At 43.8% G+C, this 23335-nt stretch carries 22 protein-coding genes, 6 tRNA genes and 2 pseudogenes; 4 read left to right on the top strand and 26 right to left on the bottom strand.

The features are described from left to right. Positions 1-11: 11 nt before the first annotated feature. Positions 12-479: a ribonuclease HI gene (rnhA, locus tag ACZ47N_RS11580; RefSeq protein WP_464886698.1), complete on the bottom strand. Its 468-nt coding sequence runs from the start codon at positions 477-479 to the stop codon at positions 12-14. Between the two features lie 345 nt (positions 480-824). On the opposite strand from rnhA, the gene ACZ47N_RS11575 reads away from it, so the two are divergent. Continuing rightward, positions 825-1715, top strand: coding sequence for a DNA-3-methyladenine glycosylase family protein (locus tag ACZ47N_RS11575; RefSeq protein WP_464886697.1), 891 nt, complete (start codon positions 825-827; stop codon positions 1713-1715). A 62-nt stretch (positions 1716-1777) separates the two neighbouring features. On the opposite strand, the gene ACZ47N_RS11570 is transcribed toward ACZ47N_RS11575, so the two are convergent. Further along, a complete protein-coding gene (locus ACZ47N_RS11570; protein ID WP_464886696.1) occupies positions 1778-2947 on the bottom strand; it encodes a stalk domain-containing protein in 1170 nt (389 codons plus the stop codon). A 449-nt stretch (positions 2948-3396) separates the two neighbouring features. Here ACZ47N_RS11570 and ACZ47N_RS11565 point away from each other — a divergent pair. Beyond that, positions 3397-3741: pseudogene (locus ACZ47N_RS11565) on the top strand (PAS domain S-box protein); the annotation flags it as partial. A gap of 300 nt (positions 3742-4041) precedes the next feature. Next, on the top strand, positions 4042-4587 hold the full coding sequence (locus ACZ47N_RS11560) for a methyl-accepting chemotaxis protein (protein WP_464888439.1): 546 nt from the start codon (positions 4042-4044) through the stop codon (positions 4585-4587). 88 nt (positions 4588-4675) lie between these two features. Here ACZ47N_RS11560 and ACZ47N_RS11555 read toward each other — a convergent pair whose 3' ends face one another. From ACZ47N_RS11555 to ACZ47N_RS11495, 13 genes and pseudogenes are all read right to left on the bottom strand, one after another. Beyond that, entirely contained in the window at positions 4676-5335 is a 660-nt protein-coding gene (locus ACZ47N_RS11555; RefSeq protein WP_464886695.1) for a hypothetical protein, read from the bottom strand. A 47-nt stretch (positions 5336-5382) separates the two neighbouring features. Further along, entirely contained in the window at positions 5383-5538 is a 156-nt protein-coding gene (locus ACZ47N_RS11550) for a hypothetical protein (RefSeq protein WP_464886694.1), read from the bottom strand. 35 nt (positions 5539-5573) lie between these two features. Then, complete coding sequence (locus tag ACZ47N_RS11545) at positions 5574-6221, bottom strand: hypothetical protein (protein WP_464886693.1); 648 nt, start codon at positions 6219-6221, stop codon at positions 5574-5576. A gap of 200 nt (positions 6222-6421) precedes the next feature. After that, complete coding sequence (locus ACZ47N_RS11540; RefSeq protein WP_464886692.1) at positions 6422-7405, bottom strand: helix-turn-helix transcriptional regulator; 984 nt, start codon at positions 7403-7405, stop codon at positions 6422-6424. Then, a complete protein-coding gene (locus tag ACZ47N_RS11535) occupies positions 7402-10653 on the bottom strand; it encodes a UvrD-helicase domain-containing protein (protein WP_464886691.1) in 3252 nt (1083 codons plus the stop codon). Before ACZ47N_RS11535 ends, ACZ47N_RS11540 begins: the two co-directional genes overlap by 4 nt. Beyond that, entirely contained in the window at positions 10646-13594 is a 2949-nt protein-coding gene (locus tag ACZ47N_RS11530; RefSeq protein ID WP_464886690.1) for a PD-(D/E)XK nuclease family protein, read from the bottom strand. The genes ACZ47N_RS11535 and ACZ47N_RS11530 overlap by 8 nt, the downstream gene beginning before the upstream one ends. Positions 13595-13821: 227 nt before the next feature. After that, positions 13822-14082 (bottom strand): YgjP-like metallopeptidase domain-containing protein, encoded by a 261-nt coding sequence (locus tag ACZ47N_RS11525; protein WP_464886689.1) that lies wholly within the window; start codon positions 14080-14082, stop codon positions 13822-13824. Positions 14083-14127: 45 nt separating this feature from the next. Then, positions 14128-14331 carry a hypothetical protein gene (locus tag ACZ47N_RS11520; RefSeq protein WP_464886688.1) on the bottom strand — a complete coding sequence of 68 codons (204 nt, stop codon included), beginning with the start codon at positions 14329-14331 and terminating at the stop codon, positions 14128-14130. A 33-nt stretch (positions 14332-14364) separates the two neighbouring features. Beyond that, complete coding sequence (locus tag ACZ47N_RS11515) at positions 14365-14592, bottom strand: hypothetical protein (RefSeq protein WP_464886687.1); 228 nt, start codon at positions 14590-14592, stop codon at positions 14365-14367. Positions 14593-14632: 40 nt separating this feature from the next. Next, positions 14633-14821, bottom strand: a complete 189-nt coding sequence (locus ACZ47N_RS11510; protein WP_464888453.1) for a hypothetical protein — start codon at positions 14819-14821, stop codon at positions 14633-14635. A gap of 3 nt (positions 14822-14824) precedes the next feature. Continuing rightward, positions 14825-15186, bottom strand: a pseudogene (locus tag ACZ47N_RS11505) (B3/B4 domain-containing protein); the annotation flags it as partial. A gap of 8 nt (positions 15187-15194) precedes the next feature. Further along, positions 15195-15362 (bottom strand): hypothetical protein, encoded by a 168-nt coding sequence (locus ACZ47N_RS11500; RefSeq protein ID WP_464886686.1) that lies wholly within the window; start codon positions 15360-15362, stop codon positions 15195-15197. A 698-nt stretch (positions 15363-16060) separates the two neighbouring features. Further along, positions 16061-17329, bottom strand: coding sequence for an S-layer homology domain-containing protein (locus tag ACZ47N_RS11495; RefSeq protein ID WP_464886685.1), 1269 nt, complete (start codon positions 17327-17329; stop codon positions 16061-16063). A gap of 175 nt (positions 17330-17504) precedes the next feature. Here ACZ47N_RS11495 and ACZ47N_RS11490 point away from each other — a divergent pair, with 175 nt between their 5' ends. After that, entirely contained in the window at positions 17505-18008 is a 504-nt protein-coding gene (locus ACZ47N_RS11490) for an RING finger protein (RefSeq protein ID WP_464886684.1), read from the top strand. Positions 18009-18030: 22 nt separating this feature from the next. Here ACZ47N_RS11490 and ACZ47N_RS11485 read toward each other — a convergent pair. The 11 genes from ACZ47N_RS11485 to ACZ47N_RS11435 all read right to left on the bottom strand — a co-directional run bounded on the left by ACZ47N_RS11485 (position 18031) and on the right by ACZ47N_RS11435 (position 23329). Then, a tRNA-Arg gene (locus ACZ47N_RS11485) sits at positions 18031-18107 on the bottom strand. Between the two features lie 9 nt (positions 18108-18116). Then, positions 18117-18191, bottom strand: a tRNA-Gly gene (locus tag ACZ47N_RS11480). A 29-nt stretch (positions 18192-18220) separates the two neighbouring features. Beyond that, a tRNA-Gln gene (locus ACZ47N_RS11475) sits at positions 18221-18296 on the bottom strand. A 4-nt stretch (positions 18297-18300) separates the two neighbouring features. Further along, positions 18301-18376, bottom strand: a tRNA-His gene (locus ACZ47N_RS11470). Positions 18377-18403: 27 nt separating this feature from the next. Next, positions 18404-18480: transfer RNA gene (locus ACZ47N_RS11465), tRNA-Arg, on the bottom strand. 9 nt (positions 18481-18489) lie between these two features. Beyond that, positions 18490-18563 (bottom strand) — tRNA-Gly (locus tag ACZ47N_RS11460). Between the two features lie 56 nt (positions 18564-18619). Next, a complete protein-coding gene (locus ACZ47N_RS11455; protein ID WP_464886683.1) occupies positions 18620-19096 on the bottom strand; it encodes a metallophosphoesterase family protein in 477 nt (158 codons plus the stop codon). Between the two features lie 2 nt (positions 19097-19098). Further along, positions 19099-19707, bottom strand: coding sequence for an XTP/dITP diphosphatase (locus ACZ47N_RS11450; RefSeq protein WP_464886682.1), 609 nt, complete (start codon positions 19705-19707; stop codon positions 19099-19101). 11 nt (positions 19708-19718) lie between these two features. Further along, a complete protein-coding gene (rph, locus tag ACZ47N_RS11445) occupies positions 19719-20459 on the bottom strand; it encodes a ribonuclease PH (protein WP_464886681.1) in 741 nt (246 codons plus the stop codon). A 22-nt stretch (positions 20460-20481) separates the two neighbouring features. Further along, on the bottom strand, positions 20482-21000 hold the full coding sequence (locus tag ACZ47N_RS11440) for a DUF2179 domain-containing protein (RefSeq protein ID WP_464886680.1): 519 nt from the start codon (positions 20998-21000) through the stop codon (positions 20482-20484). Positions 21001-21085: 85 nt separating this feature from the next. Then, positions 21086-23329 carry an N-acetylmuramoyl-L-alanine amidase gene (locus tag ACZ47N_RS11435; RefSeq protein WP_464886679.1) on the bottom strand — a complete coding sequence of 748 codons (2244 nt, stop codon included), beginning with the start codon at positions 23327-23329 and terminating at the stop codon, positions 21086-21088. Positions 23330-23335 lie beyond the last annotated feature (6 nt).

The following is a 23335-nucleotide window of genomic DNA, read 5'->3' as shown; positions in this document are numbered from 1 at the left end:
TCTCTTTCTTTCTAAACACTTTTATATCCACTATCTTCTGGTAAATCCGATTGTGCCGCCGCTTCCTTAACCATTTCATCGCATCGTTCATTTTCAGGATGGCCACTATGGCCTTTTACCCACCGAAAACTAGTTTCGTGTTTATCTAGCTGGGCTAGTAGCACTTCCCATAAATCCACATTCTCAGCCTTATCTTTTTTATTTCTTTTCCAACTATTGGCTCTCCACCTCCTAGCCCACCCTTTTTCGATGCTATCTACCAAATACTTGGAATCACTATATACAGTGACTTGGCATGGCTCTTTTAACATTTCAATGGCTTTGATACACGCCATCATTTCCATTCGATTATTGGTAGTATGCCGATATCCACCAGATATTTCTTTCCGATACTCTCCATAAATTAAGATAGCTCCATAACCACCTTTACCAGGATTTCCTAAAGCTCCACCATCTGTATAGATTGTTATTTTTTTCATTCATAAACGCTCCCATCTCTATTACCAATCTCTTTTCGATCTCCTATATAAGACATATCCTCCCACCCCTTTTATTCAAGAGAATCGTGGTTATCTACTTGTCACGCTGTCATTCTATTATAAATCAATTTATTTGAACAGCCTTTGTTAAACAAAATCAAGAACATACGCTACACTCTAGTACCTAATTATTTTTCATTTTCCAACCCTCTTAATGGCTTCTGTGCTCCATTAAACGTGTCATCAAGAAGACCCTATGCTATAATAATAGAAAGTGCTCCTCAAACAAAATAATAATCAAACATTGTTTTGATTATTTTAACTAGAAAGGGTTGTGAATACATCGTGGAAATCCGTATTACAGAAACGAATCAGGTGGTACATCATGCGGCCCATTTTGATCCAATTAAATCCTTTGAATGCGGACAATGCTTTCGATGGCACCGCCAGGATGATGGATCCTATACTGGAATTGCTTCCGGAAAAGTCCTGAATCTTCGCATCAAAGACAAGACTATTTTTTTGTTTGGAACATCAGCACAAGAATTCTATTCTTTCTGGAAACACTACTTTGACCTTGAAACAGATTATGACGCAATTCAGAACAGGTTATTAAGAGTAGCTCCTTGGATACAGCCAGCCATCACCACCGGAAAGGGCATTCATATTTTTCATCAAGACTTGTGGGAAGTATACATCTCTTTTATCATTTCCTCCAACAATAATATTTCCCGCATTAGCAGCATTATCGAAACCATCAGCCAACTTTTTGGCGAAAAAATTTCTTCCTCCCTATCAGGTGAATGGTACAGCTTTCCAAAGCCCGAAGCACTAGAACCTTTAAGCCAACAGGATTGGCGCAATCTCAACCTAGGCTACCGTGCTGCTTTTTTAGTTGACGCTATCCAGTCATGGAGTTGTTGCCAAAAGGAAATACAGGAAATTCTTCATAACGAAAAAGAGCAGGCTGCATCTCTCACTTCCTGCTCTCTTCAGAAAATTTCTGGGATTGGACCCAAAGTAGCTTCTTGCATTCAACTTTTCGGAACAAATCAAAGAAATGTTTTTCCTATCGATGTATGGGTTCGACGAGCCATGCTCCATTTTTACTATCCACCAACTATCAACATCAGAGATGAAAGCATACAAGGAGATGCCCTCGCATTATTCGGAAACGATGCTGGTTTTGCGCAACAATTTCTTTTTTATCACGCACGTACTCATTTAATCAAATAGCAAAATCTTGAGCCCTAATCCAATATCAATAGTACTATTCGCATTCAAAACAGAATGCTTTTTTATTCTTTCGTTTCAATAATAACCGTTCTGGTTTCAGCATTCCACTCAACTTCAGCTCCTAGACTCTCTGCAATAAAACGTGCTGGCACCATCGTTCGTCCTTCTAAGATGGTTCCCGGCGCATCCAATTCGATAGTCTCACCATTCACCGTTGCTTCCTGTTGCCCTAGAGGAAGAATGACCTCCGTCTCTTCTGCACTGGCTACGACGGTTCTGGTTTCAGCATTCCATTCCGGTTCTACACCAAAACCCTCAAAAATGGCTCTTAATGGCACCATCGTACGTCCGTTTATTACAGTCGGTGGAACTTCCATAACAAGAGGCTCCTTATTAATAAACACTTGAATATTTTCAACAGGTAATGAATTGCTCAAAGTGCTATCATCGTAGACTACTAAAACCGTATTCAATTTTCGTCCCGGCTGGGTGATCATATTTCCGTTGGCATATAGAGCCGAAGAAGCCCCGCCATCTAAATTCGTTGCCGCATAGCTTCCTAGGGCTTCCATAATTTCTGCCAATTCTACCATTCGAAGCCTTGATCCAGTTACTAAGATCGCTTGACCGTTAGGTCGAATCCCAATGGCAGATCGTTGAGCTGGATCCCGATTGATCTTATCTTCTGTAAAGCCGCCACTATGGGGATTATACACTACTGAACCGTTTTTCATAAGCAGAGGTCCAGCTTCCACCATGGTTTCTATGTTTTCCTTGGAGAAGGCTTCTCCTCGATGGATAATCATTTCTCGATCGAAGCTTACGGCAAAGGAACCACGATTTATAGCCGCACCACTGTTTATTATTTCCCCGTCTTTGATGATATATCCCCAGGGAATCATATCGGATTCACTATGAGCATACGCATTAAAATAGTTCCCGTTGATGGCTGCTGCTGGCTGTGTTCTGTCAAGCATACTCTGGAAATCTTCCCATCCAGTTCGCTGATCATTGCCTTTCACAACGTCAAAACGAAGGTTTGGATTTGTAAAATCTACAGTGACCACCTGTACGGATTTCCCCAATACTTCTCGCGTTTCACTGTGGATGCTTTCAGATACTGATCCGGCTGCTGTAGCCGTCCACATGAATAATGCCATAATCGTGCTCATTCCCAGGACAGTAATCTTTGCTTTATACCCTCTTAATCTTTCTTTTCCATTTCCATTCATTGGAACACCTCATTTTTATGTAGTATAACATCCAACTCCCCGATGTTTTTTCTCACCTTATACTATCAAATGTATCCCTCTTAGCCAATAGGTACAAAACAATAAACTTCCGAGATGTGCCTTGTCAGGTTCACATGCTGGATTCTTAAACTTTTATCCTGTACCCTTTTATTGAACCCTCCATTTTCAGCCGAATATAGTTCTGCAAACCAGCAGTAACAAGCTTTGTAGATCTCCCCATAAAAGGACTCATAACATTATGGATTGATTTTCCGTGAAGTCCAAGAAAAGCATAGTCACTTATTTTCTTCGGCATTTGGGTATTTGATTGAAAATTGAATTAATTGATGTTATTATTAACACAAGCTATGTATTAAGTATTGTGTGTGCCTTTCCTATACAGAAAATATGCAAATTACATGTACAGGTGAAAAAAGGAGGTTAGTGCAATGTTCCCATCTAACAAATCAAATCAACAAGATGAATCACTAAAAAATGAAAATATCCAACTTAAAAATGAAAATTCAATACTGAAGGGCATTCAAAGTGCAATGCCAGATCCATACTATGTTCGCGACATGGAGTATAACATTGTGTTGTGGCCAGAAGCCATTCAAAAAATATCAGGATATTCTGAAGAAGAAGCGAAAAAAATGAAATGCTATGACATCTTCAAAGCTGAAGTATGCGAAGATTGTCCGACGCAAAAATGCATCCAGAGTCGAAACTTTCTTAAAGATGCAAAGGTTAGTGTATGGAACAAAAAAGGAGAAGAAATTATTGCCCTTGTTTCTAATGCTGGTGTTTACGACGAAAACAATGAACCTATTGGCGCTGTAGAAGTTGTAAAAGACCATACCGTCTATGATAGTCTTTTAAAAAAACTAGGCGTCGAATCCGAGCAACTAAGCTCCGTCTCAGAAGAATTAGCCGCCACTTCCGAACAAGTCAGTGCGTTATCAACCAACCTTTACGAGCAATCTTCCACATCACTAGATGGAGCCAACAACGGAGTTCTATTAAGCAATGAGGTTGCCGAAAAAGCAACTAACTGTAATGCTTTTGCTACGGAAGTCCAAACACATATTGATCATATGAGTTTATCCATGGGGGAATCTGTAGAGATCATCAACCAACTAAAAAACCAATCTGGCTCTATTGTTGAAATTGTAAATACCATAAAAAAAATCTCTGATCAAACTAATTTACTGGCACTAAATGCATCCATTGAGGCTGCTAGGGCAGGTGAAGCAGGACGTGGTTTTGCAGTAGTGGCAGCTGAAATTCGAAAACTGGCAGAAAACAGTAATCAGTCAAGTGATGAGATCATGAAGAATGTCGATGAAATCTCTAAATTAATCGAAGCTACGGTGAAAAACATATCTGAAACAGAGGAAAAAACAAATTCCAGTGAAGAGATTATGAAAAAGCTATTAGTATTAATTCGAGAAATTGATGAGTCAACCAAAGAACTGACAGATGTTACAACTTCAATTCGCAAAGTCTCTGAGACAACTTCTTATACCAGTAAAGAGCAGAACATATCTATGGAGGAAGTGGCAAAAGTCAGTCAAGAACTAGCAGGGATCGCTCAGGAACTTCAGTCAGAAATAAAGAAGCTGGAAAAAATTGACATGTAAACCCCTAAAATTCTCCTTCCTATTTCATTATATACTGTTGTTTTCACTGTTCTAATTAACTTAAGTGTTTAATCATTTTTATCTTTGCTTACTGCAACCTTAGTACCGCTCCCTGCACCCGAATCGCAAAGTCGCTTTCTTTCACCTCCACGTAGCCAGGACCCTGAAATACTTCGTTTGAAATGATGTCATTTAAATCCATCGCTACCTTTCTGGTTCGCTCTACGTATCCCTTCTCCATGGTGGTATCGGTAACCTCCACCTGATAGGTGCCAGGAGCAATATCGTATCCTACCAGGTGAATGCCATCTTCCACAACTTCCTTTATGTCTGGCTGAATTTCCGCCAGGTTGATGGGCAGTGCTCGTACGCCCTGGAATTTTACTGCAAGGTCAGTATCTTTTATTTCTACATAACCGTCTCCGGTTAAGATGATGTTGGCAAGAATGTCTTCAAAAGCCATGGAGATGCCTTTGGCTCGCTCCACATACCCCATATTCATTATGGTGTCTGTTACTTCAACTTTATAAAGACCCGGTTCAATGTCCTTCCCTACCAGATAGGTTCCGTTGCCAATCCAATCTGAGTCTGGTTCCACCGTCTCTTCTATGACAGGTGTTTCTTCTGATGGTGTGGTGACTGATTCCGCTGGGGGTTTGGAATTTGTTGCGATTGCATCTTCTGCAGGCGCTGCTCCACAAGCACTTAACAACATGAGAGCCAATAAAAAGGTAATGATCTTGGACATTGCTACACTCCTTCCCATCATTCTTGTTAAGATATCGGAACTAAAACCTACAGCCCTTTATGAACTTTCCAGAATCCGATTCCGGATAACAGAGACGCCATTGCACCAATTCCCGCTGCAATACCAATATCGCCGAACATCATAGTGGATAATAACAACCCAATAGCCCCTAAAAGCAGTAACAGAATAGCAATTATTTTCATATTCCTTTTCCTCCTTTTTTCATCTCGTTTTTCTACTATAATTCAACTCGAAAATCAATTCCTTCTCCCAATCGATCATAATTTTCGTCCGTCGGACTGCTGATAATAATCCGCACCCATTCAATTTCCTCAGCGGAAGAGTTTTCCAGGATAAAAAACTGGGATCCGGACTTTCTTATTTCTCCAATATAAGTGCCATCCAAATGATCTGACAGCCACATATCTGATTCAAGCTGTTCACCGGTATTGGTGGTGATGGTAGCTTGAGATGCATGGAATGTGATGGTTTCCTCGGATGTGTTTTCTACCTCCATATCAATCTGAATGTAATGAATGGCATCCGTATCCATGAAATCTGCAAGGTCACCAGAAAGCTCTCCATAGGCTGTGTTTACTTGTGGGATGTTCAGGATCATGGGACCATCTTCCTGTGTTGGAATATCAGTGGCACGGGCCAGTAACGTAAAGGAACCTCCTTCGTTGGTAACGGTTTCGCCTACGGTTGTTTCAAACTCATCCGATACTTCCTCTTCAAGCCCTTCTTCTTCACTTTCTGGGGAAATCATTTCTTCCTCCACTACTTCCTCTGAATTTGACTCTGCAAGTGCTGCTCCATCTTCTGAACCGCATGCCATGAGTAACATCAGAACCAACACCAGTAAAACGACGATTGTTTTTTTCACTTTAAAACCCTCCCTTTCGCTTCTCCAAGAATCATAAAATATCTTTGTGATACCCTCATTATACGAAAATAGAGAGACAATAATTGTCTCTCTATAAAGAAATATAGCAAATATATGAGTTTTGGTAGATTTGTTTATCTTTTGTTTTGCTTTTTACATCTATTTGTTATGGATCTTGAAACGATAAAGAATTCGAATGGCTACTCATACTTTTTAACCGCTGCTTCCAACCGACTTTTCATTTCTTTTCGCAATTCTTCCGGGCTGATGACTTCCACCTGTTCTCCCTGGCTTAATAACCAGATATTGATGCCACGTCCGAAGGTTTGCGCCTTGATGGTATAAATGCCTTCTTCCTCTTTAATAATTTTGGCGTTGGGGAGCCGGTCCAAAACCGCTTCGACGGAACTTCCCTGATACTGAAAGGCGACGGTTTGCAGTTTTCCAGCCTGCATAAACTGAATGAGGTTACGAAACTCCCCTTCACTGAAACGCTGGCTGTAGACAATACGAAACGTTTCCGGCAAAATCTGATAGGATTGGATGCGGTCCAGTCGATAAATAGCGGGAAAATCATAGTTTTTATCCCGAATCATGGCAACCAGATAAAAATAGTATTCGGAAAAGAGTATTCCCTGGGGTTCGATCTGCCGGATAATGGGTTTTTCATCGACTTTACCGCATTCTGTCATTTTGGTATAGGCTATTTCCATGACGTTTTGTTCATTAATCGCCTGTGAAATTTCCCAAATGGCTTCTACAAGTTCCTTTCCGTGACAAACTTCTGAGTAATTAGCCAGTTCACTTCGAATCTGTTGCCGGATGAGGGTTTTGTCTTCAAAGAAGCAGTTCCCCAATAGTTTATTTAAGAGCTTTTCCAATTCTCCTTTATTGAATGCTCTGCTTTCCAGCAGGATTTTGGATATGGCTAAAATATCTTTCTGGCTCAGGTGTTCCGTATCTTTATCCACCAGCACATAGCCTTTTCGGTGGCGGCTGTATTCGATTTGCTGGTCCTTCTTTTCATCTGCTAAGAATGCATTGATATCACTGATGTAGCGGGAAATGGTTTTCGTGCTGACCCCCAGTTTTTCGGCCATTTCCTGTCGGTTTACCACATTTCTCGCCAGCAGGATTTCGTAGATATGCAGCAGGGCATAGGACTTATCTCCTTTTGGGATCATGAGGCACCACCTTTTTCCTGAGACTGGTTAAGAAAGTGAATGAAGGCCTGGGTGACTGTCTCGCCGGTGATGCTTTCCCACACCTTCTGGTACTGTATGAGTTGGGGCTCATAGGCTTTTTTCAGGACTTCGTAACCTTTGGGATCTTTGGGTCGGTCGGTTTTGTAGTCTACGATGACCCAGCCTTCCGTTTCCTTCAAAACCAGGTCCATCACCCCTGAATAATAAACAGGAAAATTGGTGTTGACTGGCAGTGAGCTGGCTAAGGGATGTGCTTCTGTCACCCATACATGGAACGGTACTTCTGCATAGGCTTTTTCAGCATGACGGATTCGTTTCCATAAGGGAGAGGTCATGACTTGTTTGGCGGTTGCCATCAGTTCTGGCTCACCTTCGGCTGGAAGGCCTTCTTCCTCCAACCATCGATTCAAGGGTAATTGAGCAAGCCCCTCCATGGTTATGTCCTTTCGATGCTTCACCAGATACTCCAGTAACCTGTGCACCACATTTCCCCAGGCTTTTCCGCCACCTGTTTCCCGCTCTACCAGCCACATAGCTTCCAGCTTTTTTTCATCCATATCCGTTGGGGATTTGCGGTGGTAAGAGGGGCGAGAAAGGGATTCCAGCCATGAATCCTCCTCTATCAGCTTAAACTCTTTGGTTTCCTGCCAATGGGTGGATGCTTCCAGAGTGGTCTCGGGTTCCATTTCGCTGATCTGGAGGATGTGGTCATCCTTCACATTTCTCAGTAATCGTTCCCAGGGGTTCTTATGGTTTTTAAAGGCACCGCTGACCACTAACAGGTGCTTTGCCCGGGTAGCGGCTACATAGAGCAACCGGTCTTCTTCTGCTTCTAAAAAGGTGGTCTCAATGGCTTGCCATGTTTTCCAGTCTCTGGTTTTTCCAAGGATTTTGTTTTGGAAGTTTCCTTGAGACTTCATGTAGACAAAGTGACCCATCACTTCTTTTGCAGCTCTTTGGATATGATGCGTGGGGGGCCATGATACCATCTTACTGGGATGAGCCAGAAAGACTACGGAAGATTCCAAGCCTTTGGCCTTATGCAGGTTCATGACCCGCACCACGTTTTCTTCCCCGGTAATATCCAGCTCTTCTTCCACGCCTTTTTCTGCCAGATTCTGAATGGTTTCCAGTAATCCGTGCAAGGTGGTGTTTCCAGCGGCTTCTTCCTGCTTGATGACTTCCATCAGGTAGACCAAATGGCCGCACCGGATACGACCGCCTTCTTCCAGCCAGGAGGCTGGTAACAGGTCAGTTTCCTGGAGGATTTTCTCAAAGACCACACTAAGAGGACTTTTCTTCAATATCTGATGCCAGTGCTGCAACCGCTGGAAATCATCCTTCAATGCATTCGAATCCGGTTGTTTCCCAAGGAGGCGAAAGCTTCCCTTTTGCTTTCGGTGATGGTATAGTTCCTCATCGCTATAACCAAAGAAAAGGCCCCGTAAAACCGCCATTCCCAGGATTTCATTGGCTGGCTGTGCCAGGTACTGAAGCAAAGTAATGCTTTCCTGTATTTCCGGCAAGGCTCCAAAAACACTGCTGCCGGAAACCCGGTACGGAATGCCTTGAGCTTCCAGTTGGTTGGTATATTCGGAGATGCCGTCCCGGTAACGGGTAAGGATCAGAAAATCGCCGTAGGAAGCTTCATTATTTGTTGTTCCTATGGTTTGCTTCGTATCCACCCAATGACGGATGCATGCGGCAATCCGGCGGGCATCTTCCTGAACAATGTCGTCTTTCGTTTGAAAGTTAGCCGGCACAGGGTTTTTCAGTACTCCCTGAAGACAGGATTCGTTGCCTTCCTGCTGGGTCAGCATCGGGGCGTAAGCTGCCTGTTCCGGCGTATCACTTTCCGGTAAAATCCCTTCAAACAGCGGATTGATCTGCCGGCTGAGGGCATGAAGGGAACGGAAATTGGAGGTAAGTTTCAGTACCTTTCCGCCGGTATTTTCGATGATTTTTTTCACCTGATGATAGGTATCCATGTCTGCCCGGCGAAACCGGTAGATGGACTGTTTCGGGTCTCCGACGAGAAATAGGGAGCCTGGTTTGGGATGAATGGCCGTCCATTCTTTCTCCTCCGGGTCCGTACTTGCCAAAAACAGGAGCATTTCTGCCTGGATGGGGTCAGTATCCTGAAATTCGTCTACCAACAGGCATTGGTATTTCTCCGAAAAATGCTGCCTGACTTCCAGGTTTTCCCGAAGCATACGGGTGGTGTTCATCAGTAAGTCCTGAAAATTCACCCATCCCCGCTGCTTTCTGAGTTGGCTGTAATAATCCGTGGCGGCTTTGACCAGTTTCGTGATGATGGGATGACAATACGCCTGCCACTGTTGAACGGCCGGGCGGATGACGGTATCGACAAAGACCGGTGCTGTTTCATCCCGAAAGATCTTGGCTGTCAGCTTATCCGGCCAGCGGTTCAGGGTGACCCGCAGGGTTTTATCAAAGAGGGTTGCCAGTTCCATGACGGCTGGGTCTGTTGTCAGGTCAAAATGACTCAGCCTACCAGAGGCTTTGATCACCGCTTCCTGAAGGGTGTCCCATCCTTTTTCCGGCTGGTCTTTCGGCAGGTGGGGCCGGATTTCTTCCACAAAGTCCACAATGGCTTGCTTAAGTCCGTCTATGTCAGGCTTTTCCACCGTCTCTGAAAACAGGGTGACTTCCGGGAAGGAAACACAGGTCTTGGCGGAATCTTTGAGATCCATGGGGTCAACTCCGATGGCTTCCAATCTTTCTAAAAGACCTGGGTTTTCCATGGCCAGTTCCTTTAAAAACATCTCCCAGGCTTGTTCCTGGGCATATCCATCAGCGGTATCATCCAGTTCAATAAAGTCCGGATTGATACCGGCTTCCACGGGTCGTTCCCGAAGCATGCCGGCACAAAAAGAGTGGAGGGTTCCGATAAAGCAAAGGGAAATCTGGTTCAATGCGGCTTCCATCCGCTGTGCCCGTTCCGGGTCTTTTTCTGCTTGCCATTTGGTTTCAAGCACTTCCTGAAATTTTTCTTTCAGTTGGTAGGCTGCTTTCCGGGTAAAGGTGATGGCGGCCATATGGGGTGCTTTCACATGCCCCTGAGCCACGGCTTCCACCATGCGGTCTGTCAGGCTGGTGGTTTTACCGGATCCAGCACCTGCCTCCACCAACATGTTTTGGCGAAAATTACGGCTGATCTCATCTCTTGCTTGCTGATCCTTCAACGGATTTTCCAGATTATTCATACGTCAGCACCTCCAACAAACTTTCGATGGCTTCATTTTGGGTTTCATCCTCGGTTGCTTCTTCCATGGCCAGCAGGAATGCCTTCATTTGGTCTCCCTTCAGGTTCTGCTGAAGAATAGGCCGGTATTCTTCCCACTTTCGATCAAAGGAAGAACCCCAGTCCACAAAGGCACCGGCGGCTACGGCGTTAAATAGGGATGTCAGGAGCCCCTCCATGGATTCTCTGAGGGCGGGTGTCTGATGGTAGGTGGTTTTTTCTCCCCTGCCCCGGATGGTGGAAAAATAGTAGGAGGCTTTGACCACCTGGGCGGAAGCTTCCCCGGCAAATTCCTTCAAGAGGTGTTCTGCTGCCTGGGCATACAGGGCATGCTGAAGACGTTTTCCCTGATCGAAGGGTTTCCCTTGGTGAAAGCCGTAAGTACTGCCGGTTTTATAGTCAAGGATTTCGTATTCCTTTTCATTCAACTGGTCCACCCGATCCACGGACCCGCGAAAGAAAAAGCCTTCCTCTTCGTTTAAGGCGATCTGAACAGGGGGAATCGCTCCCAGGTCGGGATGGGGTTCTCCCATGCCAAAGTTCATTTCCAGGTACACCGGTTGTTGGTTACCGTGGTTGATGGCTTCGGAACGGTAAAAGACCTGGCAGGACGCGGTCAGTTCTTCTACCTCTTTTCGAAAAATCCGCTGACTGGGAATGGGGATGGCTTGCCGAAAGATTTCTACCTGTTTTTCAAGAGTTGCCAGCACCAATGCCTCACTGGGGGGTTGCCCTTCCAGTACCTGCCGATAGTAGTTTTCATAAACCCGGTGCAGCAGACTTCCCCGATTCAGTGCGTCCAGCCACTGATCCGGCTGGTGGACTACGTCTTCTTCCGGCCATAGCTTTAACAGCCTTTGCAGAAAATGGATGTAGGGGCATTTGGCCAGCTGTTCCAGTTGGCTGGCGGACATGACCAGTTCCTGATTCACCCGGGGATCCACTTCGGATGCCTCCACCTGAATCAGGCCGTTGTATTGGTTAAAGGTGCCCTCCTGCCGTTTTTTCCAGGCGGCTTTTCCCCGGAGCAGGCCTTCATCCAGAGGAAAAGGCAGTGCTTCTGTCTGCTGGGGAAGTCCTTTCACCACCATCAGCTTTTGCTCCCACCCGTCCAGGATTTCGTCTCTCCTAGCGGGCAGAATGTCGCCCATCAATTTGTCCCGACTCAGGTCGTTTCGCAACTGCTGGTAGTCTGCCGATGGTTCTTCCGCCCACAAGCGGTACATCTGCAATAAAAAGGAAGCCGGAGACTCTTCCCGGTGTTCGATGGGATCATAGGCCGGCATGGAAAAGGAAAGGGAGGAAGCCGACCCGGTCAGTACCCGGGAGAGCTGCTGTTCTTTCAGGAGCGGTTTGTCCTGAGCCAAGGCCAGGGTCCCCACTCTTTTTCGTTCCCTGTCCAGAAGAATCGGCCCATCCTTGGGAGAGCCGGGAAACAGGCGGGCGGAGAGTCCCGGAATGAATACATGAGACCGGGGCGAAAAAAGGCCGTGGCTCAGTCCCTGGCAATGAAGGCTGCCAGGTTCGGATTCTTTCATCCCCACCCGAAGGCTGCCGGCGTGAAGGCCTAATTCTTCCAGTACCTCTGCTACCGGAAGGGAAGGGGTATGATGCCGGGCTGCCATTTCCAGTGCTTTTTCCAGGGCAGCTTTCCCTTCTGCATCCCTTTCATCCCCAATCCGGGCATAGGTTTTCCACCAGTGAAGCAGGCGGCGTACCCAATTGCCCTCTTCTCCCTCTATTGACTGAAGATCCGGCAGGTTTTCCATCATGCTTTGGAATACCTTTGTGATGGGCTCCAGGGTTTCTGCCTGTTCTTCTTCATTGGCCTTTGCTTTTTCCAGTGCCTGGGTGAACAGGTCCACATACCGGTCTTTTCCCCAGCCAATTTGATGTTTTTTCAGGTAGAATTCTATAGTGGCGGGTGGAGGGCATCCGTCAGGAATCTGTAGCAGGTTTTCCCGCAGCAAGGCATAGCAAATGGATGCCTGGTAATCAGACTGAATCCATTGGAGCAGCAGCATGAAAAGCTTTCCCGGCCGGGTACTGCTGACCTGGATGCCGTGACTAAAAGTAATGGGCAGTTCATAGCGGCAGGCTAAGGCTTCCAGGTAGTTGGTATAGGGTTCTTTGGTGGGGAGCAGAATCAGGCAGTCATCTAACGGAAGCCGTCGGGATTTGATCTGACGAAGCAGGTCTCTCACCTCTTGCCAGGAGCTGCCACTATGGGATAAGTGGATGTCTTTTTCCCGAGGCTCCTCTTCCGGGGATGGGCCTTTCAGCAGTGCATCCTGATGGTGATGAAACAGGGTGATGAACAGTTCTTCCTCCAGACGGGTCAGGGGTGATCGTGGTGCCATGAAATAACGGGTATCCGGCTCTATGATTTCTTCATTTTCTTTCAACCACTGGAGCACCCGGAATCCGTCTGCTTTTTGTTCCTGTTCCAACATTGTTTCCCATTGATGAAGGATCTGTTTAAGGTCCTGATATTTAGGGGTGTTGATAAAGGAATCCGGAGGCAACGTGTCCGACAGGATGAGACCCTGACGCAGTTCTGTGACGGCATCCGACATGGCACTCACCATCCCGGGGGAGCGGACCACGTCCTGGTAATAATGTAGCTGGTTATTTTGCTGCAATTCCTTCAGTTGATTTCTCATCCAGTACCACACGTCGCCGGATTCTATCCATTCCACATTTGCATGCTGCTGCCACTGGGTTAAAGCCTCCTGAAGCAAGTCTTGCAGTGTCAGGACGTGCAGGTTCAGCACCTGACAGCCTCGCCTCGCCAACTGTTCCATCAGTTGACGGCCGTCTTTATGGCTTTCTGCCAGCAATACTTTTTTACCTGTTCGATCCGTATTCACTTCGTCTGCCAACCATTCAATCCATCGCTCCATGGTTTACCACCTTTCCCCGTCCATCTCTTAGTCCATTTACTGATCATTCTATCACAATAAACACCCGAAATCGCATGAATAGTCACTATGTTTCACAAAAAAAGCTTTCCTCTATTATATAAGGAATAGAGGACAGATATTGTCTCTTTATGGAATTGTTTTAGAAATTTCTCTTTCGAACTACCGATCATTCCAATTCGCCAGAATGCTGGAAACATGATAAAGATTCAGGTGTTCTTCTCAGACAAGTATTCCTTTGGCGAAACTTTCTCCCGGTTCTCAAAACGACGTTGCTGTTTTTGGATCCACGGCAGTTTGGAAATAGCGAAAAGGCGCACGGTTTCTTCATCAACACCCTTGGGTACTGAAAGGCGCACCCTGCCATTAGGAGGATGGACGGACAAATTCATATTTTTGATCTTTTTGCGAACAATCTCCACATTCATTCCATCTATTAACATAAAAGAAGTTTTGGCAGTCTTTCCCATGATCTTGCTCACCCTGTTTTAATATTTTATGACCTTTCATACCAATTATCCATAACTGAAATCCACCACATTATACCCTTTCAGTTCGACCAAAGAAAGATTTGCTTTTTCCAGCTGTTTTAACTCTGACTTTTTTTTCAGCTCACTATTCGGCGGCAACATTGGACAAGGGGACTCAGCTCGGTCAGTGCTGAAATAGAGCTGGTTTTCACTGCCTGCAATATGAAAGCAGTGAAAAGGAAGTAACATGGGGGCAGTCCCCATGTTACCTTTAAATTCTATCTACTCTTTTGTTCCAGAATAAGTAAATTCTGAGCCATTCATTTTAATATAGGCACCTTCGTCTTTTCCAATGCTGTTTCCGCAAATGCAACAATACATGGATGCCTTATTTTCTAACTGATATACCCGTTTAATTCTTGATTTATGACATCTCAACACACTTCCGCTTCCAATTTTTTGATACTTGAAAAGTTTTGTTTTGCATCTTGCGCACTTAATGATTATCATCCGAATGCTCCTTGCATTTATTCCACTTTTTATGAATATTTTAAATCTCAAAATTAATCATCAAGCACAGAGATTCTCGATGAAGAATTGTTTTCTTTGAAACCTTGCCAATTTCCAGTTTTTCCACCCAGTATTCCAGCACACCCAGTGCCTCCACCAGCGCATCGTGCCTGGCAGGATCCACGGATTCAATGATGGCAATGGCGTTTCGAGTCTCTGGTGTAATCATGGTTCGCTGACCGTCCCGCCAGTTCCAGAAGCGACACACAGCGCCTTCATCATCCAAGTAACACACTTCTCCCGGAAGGGTTTCACTTGCTTTTTCATCACCAAGAGCAAAAAGGAATCGCCCCCTTCCGTAACCGTCAACCGTAAATTTCCCTGAATGGCATCCAGGTTTTCCATACCGCAGGACAGAGCAAATCGTAACGACACCTCATTATACACATCCACCAGCGGGCTGATTCCGCCAACAGTGTTTCCTTTTTCGATACGCTTCAGCAGTGCCTCAATGGATGATCTGGCTCCTTTTTTCGTTTTAAATTTGGAAAAGGCCTCCCGCCAGACAGCAATGACTGGATTATGACTTAACACCGGTTCCGTCAGATATTTTCTGGCATCTTCCTCGGCTTCCTGTAAAAGCTTCGCAATGGTTTTCCTAAACGCTGGTTGTCTTCTTCCGTATTCTTAATATCACGCAGCAGCAGCACACCAATTTCACAACCTGGAAAAAGCTCCCAGACAGATGGTTCAACGACGAATTTTTTCATATTCTTCTTCCTTTTAAGATTCAGTTCTAATAAATATGTTAGACAAGTTGCCTTGTCTCATAGTGAAGGTAGAAAGAGTTTTGGGCTGCCTGGTTACAGACGGAAATAGGACGCGAGAAACGTCCCCTCGTCCCTAGACACTATTTAATGCCTCATCGCATTTCAAAATATGTCTATTCACATTATTGCATTCTTGCTTCTATCCTTGCAGTGCAGTAAAAGGATCGCTTTATCAAACAAAGCCATCTCTATTGGAGTTTTTCATTCAAGATAATTTTTCCTGCAGCTGATACCTATACACTTCATAATCATATTATTTCTTCTTCCATGTGATGATGTTTAAGTTGTAAATTAGAATATGCAAATATGCAATTGGTAAAGGCTTACCATATCCTCCATAACCTCTTTTCCGATTAAGCCGCAATGTCTATATATATAAATACCAGCCCTTTGAGTAAGGAACTGGTATTTTTTATAAATATTTCTTTCTTTATTCTGCTTATAATTGATCCATGGCCATTCCAATAAGGCGATCTGCTTGATCAGCCATAAATAGGGGAATGTTAAGCATGTCTTCGTTAAGATACAGGTTGTTTAGAGAAAACCGTACTCTCGATTTGAATTGATCGGGGTATTTTAAAGTTATCATAAACACCAAGTATCCCATCTAATTATCTTAACCCCACAAGCTACCTCCCCTAGTTAGCACTTACTTCCCGGAATGACGACAGATAGTAGACGAAGTTTAGATAAAATCCATAGTCGTTGGTTTCAAAGTAATACTTTTCTGTTAAAGAAATATCCACATCTACCTGGTACGTAGTATTTGGTTCCACTCCAACTTTATGAAAATGGTTCTGAGGCGAAACGTATTGAAGGGTTAAAATTCCCCGCACCATCATATCGTTGTTACCATCCCGCCACACTAAATCAGGAGACGTTAAGAAGTTACACCGTGCCGCTATAAATGGTGGCGCACTACAAATTTGAGACTTTGCCAATTCAACCCAGTATTCCGGATTCTCCGTCGCTTCCCCAAAAGTTTTAAATGGCCCGAGTCCTTCTGTGATCATCAGATATCCCTTTAAACGCTCAATTTCATTATCATCTAATTCACCACTAACTCTTTCTGATATAAGCCCCGAAGGTGCTAAACTGCCATCCACCTCGTCCAAAAGTGTCTTTTCTAATGAGAGTGGTTCCCCAGTTTCTTGATCCTTGTATTGACCAAGCTTTAACTCAAACTCAGGTTTAGCTGCTTTGATCGCTTTTTCTTCTTCTTGCCAATTGCTCGTTTCTTTTGATTCAGTAGATGAATCATCTTTCACCTCTTGTTCTTCCCCAATTTCAGGTTTCGTTGATATTTCTGCTTCCTGTGGATCGCCACCAAGGTCGATCATTTTCGCAATCATAACACTGGCTTCCGCCCTGGTAGCGTTTCGGGAAGAACCAAAAGCACCGTCCGGATACCCGGAAATGATATCAAGGTTACTAGCAGTTTTGACGTAGCCTTTCACACTTCTCGGGATATTTCCATCGTCTTCAAAGTCAGTACTGCCACTGGCAGGGTTCTCACCCATCGCCCGGACAATGATACGCGCCATTTCTCCCCGATCAATCGGACGGTCATAGTCTCGGAACTCACCTGATCGGATGATACCGCGACTGATGGATTCATTGATGGAACCCATATACCACGCTTCATGAGAAGCAGCACTTCTATAATCTATATCCATACCCTTTAACGCCAACACATTAAATTCCGCTACGGTGATGTTATTATCCGGTCGGAAAGAATCGTCCGGGTAACCACTGATGACATCAATCGCCACCAAACTTGCAATGAAATCCTTCGCCCAGTGACCGTCCAGATCCGTATAGGAATCAATTCCCTGTCCCGCATGGGTGTGCATGGGCGCCAAAAGCATCACAACGATCAAAATTACGGTCAATATGTTTTTTTTCATATGTAAAGCCCCCTATTCATTCTGGTAGTGTAAACTTAAACACTACTTTTTAGATTTACTTGCTTTATATTGCAAAGGTTTCAAAGTTTTTTTGTAATAAAAAACTTTGAAACCCGATTTCTTGATATAATTGAAGTTCCTCAACAACAATTTTAATAAAGAAAGGTTGGTCATTGTGAACTCCATTATAACTCATTTACTTGTCTATATTCAATATCTTGAAAAAGAACTTTCTACTCTTTTACTCTTTATTTCGAAAAATATTCCACTCCGGCAGTGGCAGTTTGAGGATTCGAACTCTCCCAAGTACCACAAGCTCAAGATCGATAAACTTCCGCGGATCCTCAAGTTTGAACAACAGGATTACCGCTTCTTACTAGCTTATTATCAGGAACGTTACCAAAAAGAACTTAAACCCGTGAAGCATAAGATGGGTAAAGACATTCCTACCGATACCCGCTGTCCTCGTTGTCAGGCGCCTCACCAATATATTTACGACAATAACGGCGGTAACAGGCAGTTCCAGTGCAAGGTTTGCAAGCAGACTTTTGTGACTGGTGAAAACGTTCGAAAGCCCATTACCCTTGCCTGTCCCCACTGTGGCATACCTAAACACCTAAGAAAGATCATAAACACTTTCGAGTTCATGTCGAGAACGAAAAGATCCAGCGATGCTTAATCGCTGGATCTTTTGCAATAACTGGCGCGGCATGAAGGACTCGAACCTTCAACCTACTGATTCGAAGTCAGGTACTCTATCCAATTGAGCTAATGCCGCATGAAATTCTGGAGCGGAAGACGAGATTCGAACTCGCGACCCTCGCCTTGGCAAGGCGATGCTCTACCACTGAGCCACTTCCGCATGTAGTGGCGGTAGTGCCGCCACAGCATTGGCTGGGATAGCAGGACTCGAACCTGCGCATGACGGAGTCAAAGTCCGGTGCCTTACCGACTTGGCTATATCCCATTGATGGGGTGGATGATGGGATTCGAACCCACGAATGCAGGAGCCACAATCCTGTGTCTTAACCACTTGACTACACCCACCATGTTATATATTGTACGATATTTCTGTGGCGTGCTCACAGGGATTCGAACCCCGGACCTACGGCTTAGAAGGCCGTTGCTCTATCCAGCTGAGCTATGAGCACAAAATCTAATGGAGCGGGTGAAGGGAATCGAACCCTCGCTATCAGCTTGGAAGGCTGAAGTTCTACCACTGAACTACACCCGCAGGATTTTGTTTTCGTTCAGCCACGTCTTATAATTTACCATCTTATTCTCATTTTGTCAAGAAGAAATTACAAGAAATTCACTCTTGGATGGATCTTGAAGATTTAATCGTAAACAAGTGGGTCCTCCATAAACTCTTGGTTCAGATGCACTGCCAGGATTAACAAGGTAGATGCCTTTTTCTTTTACTAGGGCTGGAACATGTGTATGCCCAAATATAGCAATGGTTGCCTCGATTTCCAGCGCCTTATAGTAAAGTCTATTTAAACCTGATTTAACGCCAAACTGATGTCCATGACACAGAAAAATTTTCCTTCCAGCTATGCTGATGGTTCTTTCTGTAGGTAGCTGTTTTTCATGATCACAGTTTCCAGAAACTGCAATCACCTTTTTCTTCTGCTCTTCTGGCAAGCTCTCTATATCACGATAAAAATCACCAGTATGCAACACCAGTTCACAGTCATGGAGCAAGTGCATTGCTTGATTGAATTGTTTTATATTGCCATGGGTGTCTCCTGTAATACCAATCTTCATAATTACTCCTTAAAGTGCTGTATCAGCATTTCTTTTAAATTTTCTAATGCTCTGGATCGATGACTAATGCCATTTTTAACTTCTGGACTTAATTCTCCAAAAGTTTTTCTGTGTTGGGGACTATAAAACAAAGGATCATAGCCAAAACCGTTGGTTCCCTTTTCTTCAAAATCTATAAATCCTTCTACTTCTCCTCGCGTCACTAATACTTCTCCCGTCGGAAAAACCGCTGCTATGGCACAAACAAAACGACCGCTTCGCTTCTCAATCGAAATATCCTGTAATTCATTTAACAATTTTACGTTATTCTCTTGATCTGTTGCATTGTCACCCGCAAAACGAGCTGAATAAACCCCAGGTCTACCATCTAAAGCATCTACTTCCAAGCCAGAATCATCTGCCAAGGAAAGGCTATTTGTGGCTTCACAAACGGCCATTGCCTTGATAAGTGCATTCTCTTCAAAGCTGGTCCCTGTTTCTTCAATCTCCATCTTTTCTAATCCAACATCTTTCATCGAAACCACCTCAATAGGAAAGTTTTGAAGCATGTTGGTGATTTCTTCTAATTTATGACTGTTCCCCGTAGCCATAACCACTCTCATCGGTTCCATTTTATCTCCTCCTAAGCCTCTATCTTTTCAGCATAGATCTCAGCAATTACTTTTTTTTGCATTTCAATTAATTCTTCAATTCCTTTTTTTCCAAAATTGATCATCCGATTCATTTGATCCAAGGTAAAGGTTGCTTCTTCACCAGAAGCCTGAATTTCTACCACCTCTTCTGCCTCCGTCATTACAAGGTTCATGTCTACGGCTGCCGAGGAGTCTTCTTCATAACAAAGATCTAGCAATACTTCTCCCTCTACTACCCCTACGCTTACAGCAGCCAGGTAATGATTGATTGGAATTTCTCTAATTTTTTTCTCTTCTCTCATGTTTATCAGCGTTTCCATTAGTGCAATAAAGGCACCTGTTATAGAAGCAGTCCGAGTACCTCCATCTGCTTGAATAACATCACAGTCTACCCATATTGTCCTTTCTCCAATGACTTTTAAATCAACAACAGAACGCAGGGCTCTTCCGATTAATCGTTGTATTTCCTGAGTCCTTCCTTCTACTTTTCCTTTACTAGACTCTCTGATTTTCCTGGTATGGGTAGCACTAGGCAACATAGAGTATTCTGCTGTGATCCACCCTTTTCCGCTTCCTTTTAAAAACGGTGGTACCTTTTCTTCCATAAATGCAGTACAAATTACTTTTGTATTCCCCATGGTAACCAATACAGATCCAGATGCATATTTGGTGAAATTTCGTTCAAAGGTAATGGATCTGAGCTGATCTTCTTTTCGTCCATCGTTTCGCATAAATAAACTCCCTTCAGATTTTCTATCGCTTCATTTTAGTAAAATAGCCCCCTCGTATGGAGCGAGCGTCTGTAACTGTAACAAATGCCTTAGCATCGTGTTGATCTAGAAGACGGTGTAATTTGGGTAGGTTTTTCCTTTGAATCGTAACATTCAACAAATGGTTAACGCCATAGCGTCCATGGCCTTCCACCACAGTAACCCCAAAACCTGCCTCTCTAATACTCTCTACTAGGCTCATGGCTTTTTTATAGGTAATGATCTGTACCACAAGATCGCCTAAAGCCATTCGTTCTTCCAATATTATACCAACATATCCGCCGGATGCAAATCCTAATGCATATGCAATGACATTAAAGGGGTCATCTAAATTATCCAACACTCTTCCAATGGCTACAATCCAGATAATAACTTCAATAAACCCAATAAAGAATGCTTCCATCCTTCTTCCCCGCATAGACATAATGGTTCGGACTGTGGCCATACTCATGTCCGCCGTTTTTGCCGAAAAAATTAGTAAGTATCCCAAAAGAAATTCCATGGATATCCTCCTTTGCCTTTATAAAGGATCAGACCACAATCGATGCAATATCGTTTGTGGTCTTTAACATTATCTAACGTTCCCACTATCGTACTTCTGTTAGATGTGTACCGGTTTCTTCCACGTATCGAATCACCGCATTCAGAATCCCTTCTGCTGCTTGTCTTCGATACTGGCTAGTCGCTAATAACTTTTCTTCCTCTGGATTTGTCAAAAATCCAATTTCCGTAATAATAGCCGGCATCTTGGTTTCTCTCAGCACATACAGTCGATCTCTAGCATTGATGCGGTGACTTGATGCATTTAATGTTCGTACCATTTCTTCTTGAAAAATCTCTGCCAGTCGTAGGTTGTCTCTAAAGTCTGTAGGACTGTTTTCACTGGGATAATACAGGGTTTCAATTCCTTTCAAATCAGATCGTGGTGCCGCATTGGCATGAACGCTGACAAAAATATCTGCATTAAGCCGATTGGCGATATCTGCTCTATCCTGTAAGGAGATGAATGTATCGTCTCTCCTGGTCATATAGGTTCTAAATCCAGCTTCCTGAAGTAGTTTTTCGAGCTCTTTAGAAACTTCCAGAACCACTTCTTTTTCTGTCATTCCTAGGTTTGGTGAAACCGCTCCAGGATCTTTTCCACCGTGGCCAGGATCGATCACAATCAGTTTTTCTTGGTATCGCATATCTCGATTTGTAAACTCCAAAGATAAGTTCCTGGTATTCTTGATGCCTGGACTTCTTATTTCTGCACCAGATTTAACATGCACATTGGCAATCAACTCATTCTCTTCTTTCGTTTCACTAATTTGAATAAACTCAATCAAAGGGTCATCAATATCCAATAGTTCAAAAGGAATATCCATATTATCTTTTGGCATAATCAGCTTAACAATGGAAGCAGATTCGTCTACCTCTATTTTGTAATCAACCGCTTTTTTACCGTAAAAGGTTAAATGAGAGGAAGTCCAACCAGATTCCACATATCGATAGCCTTCATCTGGTTTTCCTTCCAAATGAACCAACAGCCTACCATTTTGTTTATCAAAATATAAATCCTCTAAATCCGGCACATTGTTTAAATCAATTACAGTCCTCACAATTTTATCGTTTGGATCGTAATGATGATCTGGCGGAAATTCTGAAACTCTAATCTTATCTGCAATACGGCCACCTACATTAAATTCTGGAAAACGATGCCCAGGATTCAATAAAGAATCCTTCACATCTACTACAAGACGATGTGGCCCATCTAATTTCATTAAATTGTAGTCATGAGCATTGCTTCCTTCAATCACCACTACTTCTTTTGCATTGTAACGCTCAAAACGAACATCATCTACATAATGAATAAGTCGAATTACCATTTCTTCTGTTTCTTCATCATATCGAACATCATGACCAATGTCATTTTTAAGGTCTAATACCAATCGAGTTACCCAAGGATCTCTCTCAAATTGCGAGGAACGAATGGTGCTAATATACGCATTGCTTGGTGCTGTAACTCTCACTGTTTTATCTTGCTGCATATGGCTTGAATGGTTCATATGCAACCTGGTATGACGTAAATCAAAAACAAGTCGTTTAGGATTGGTTAGTTTTGCCGTACTAAAGTCAACTTCTTCACCTGTTTTCAGCCTTATTTCAGGCATCCGATCCACTATTTCGATTTGAATGTCTTCCAACAAGGCTTCATCGCCAGTGAAATCATCCAATATCAAGTCATCCTCTTCATGAGTATCAACCATTTCATCCGGGAGCATCTCACCTTCTTCTTCAGGCTTCTCTTCTGGTTCTTGGGGCTCTGGTGTTGCTGCTTCTTCCGGCTCAGGAGACTTAATTTCGACCCGTCGACGTTCCTCATTCCACCCCACGTCTAAGCCCAATTCTTGGCCAACAAAAGCCACTGGTACCATTGTGCGCCCTCGTTCTTGATACGTCACTATCTTAGCAGGTACCTGACTCGGTAAAATTTTTGCTTCTCCATTCACCAGCACATTGGCGCTATCAATGGTTAAAACAATTTCTTTTTCACTATTTGATATCGTCACTTGCCGTGTTTTTCCGTCCCAACTTACCTCAGCACCTATTTGATTGGCTATTACCGCCACTGGAACCAAGGTTCGATATTGTTCCTTGTGTTGAAATAGTACTGGAGGAACATCTGAAGCTAGGGATTCTCCATCCATTGTCATTTGAACAACGGGAATATCCATCATTCGTTCATCGACTTCCGCCCTTATGGTTGCCACTTCCGCAAAGGCTTTATGCGGTGTTACGGCCGATAGCAGTAGCAACAATACCAGTCCGATCATCAGTGTTTTTTTCATTTCAAA

This window comes from Tindallia texcoconensis, assembly GCF_055383815.1.
Note: the sequence above shows the minus strand (reverse complement) of the source record. Positions and strands in the feature narration are given on the sequence as shown.

Coding starts and splice junctions, on each gene's coding strand:
- rnhA (WP_464886698.1), bottom strand. CDS start 479: ATGAAAAAAATAACAATCTATACAGATGGTGGAGCTTTAGGAAATCCT.
- ACZ47N_RS11570 (WP_464886696.1), bottom strand. CDS start 2,947: ATGAATGGAAATGGAAAAGAAAGATTAAGAGGGTATAAAGCAAAGATT.
- ACZ47N_RS11560 (WP_464888439.1), top strand. CDS start 4,042: ATGAGTTTATCCATGGGGGAATCTGTAGAGATCATCAACCAACTAAAA.
- ACZ47N_RS11555 (WP_464886695.1), bottom strand. CDS start 5,335: ATGTCCAAGATCATTACCTTTTTATTGGCTCTCATGTTGTTAAGTGCT.
- ACZ47N_RS11550 (WP_464886694.1), bottom strand. CDS start 5,538: ATGAAAATAATTGCTATTCTGTTACTGCTTTTAGGGGCTATTGGGTTG.
- ACZ47N_RS11540 (WP_464886692.1), bottom strand. CDS start 7,405: ATGATCCCAAAAGGAGATAAGTCCTATGCCCTGCTGCATATCTACGAA.
- ACZ47N_RS11535 (WP_464886691.1), bottom strand. CDS start 10,653: ATGAATAATCTGGAAAATCCGTTGAAGGATCAGCAAGCAAGAGATGAG.
- ACZ47N_RS11530 (WP_464886690.1), bottom strand. CDS start 13,594: ATGGAGCGATGGATTGAATGGTTGGCAGACGAAGTGAATACGGATCGA.
- ACZ47N_RS11525 (WP_464886689.1), bottom strand. CDS start 14,082: ATGGGAAAGACTGCCAAAACTTCTTTTATGTTAATAGATGGAATGAAT.
- ACZ47N_RS11520 (WP_464886688.1), bottom strand. CDS start 14,331: ATGTTACTTCCTTTTCACTGCTTTCATATTGCAGGCAGTGAAAACCAG.
- ACZ47N_RS11515 (WP_464886687.1), bottom strand. CDS start 14,592: ATGATAATCATTAAGTGCGCAAGATGCAAAACAAAACTTTTCAAGTAT.
- ACZ47N_RS11510 (WP_464888453.1), bottom strand. CDS start 14,821: ATGATTACACCAGAGACTCGAAACGCCATTGCCATCATTGAATCCGTG.
- ACZ47N_RS11500 (WP_464886686.1), bottom strand. CDS start 15,362: ATGAAAAAATTCGTCGTTGAACCATCTGTCTGGGAGCTTTTTCCAGGT.
- ACZ47N_RS11495 (WP_464886685.1), bottom strand. CDS start 17,329: ATGAAAAAAAACATATTGACCGTAATTTTGATCGTTGTGATGCTTTTG.
- ACZ47N_RS11455 (WP_464886683.1), bottom strand. CDS start 19,096: ATGAAGATTGGTATTACAGGAGACACCCATGGCAATATAAAACAATTC.
- ACZ47N_RS11450 (WP_464886682.1), bottom strand. CDS start 19,707: ATGGAACCGATGAGAGTGGTTATGGCTACGGGGAACAGTCATAAATTA.
- rph (WP_464886681.1), bottom strand. CDS start 20,459: ATGCGAAACGATGGACGAAAAGAAGATCAGCTCAGATCCATTACCTTT.
- ACZ47N_RS11440 (WP_464886680.1), bottom strand. CDS start 21,000: ATGGAATTTCTTTTGGGATACTTACTAATTTTTTCGGCAAAAACGGCG.
- ACZ47N_RS11435 (WP_464886679.1), bottom strand. CDS start 23,329: ATGAAAAAAACACTGATGATCGGACTGGTATTGTTGCTACTGCTATCG.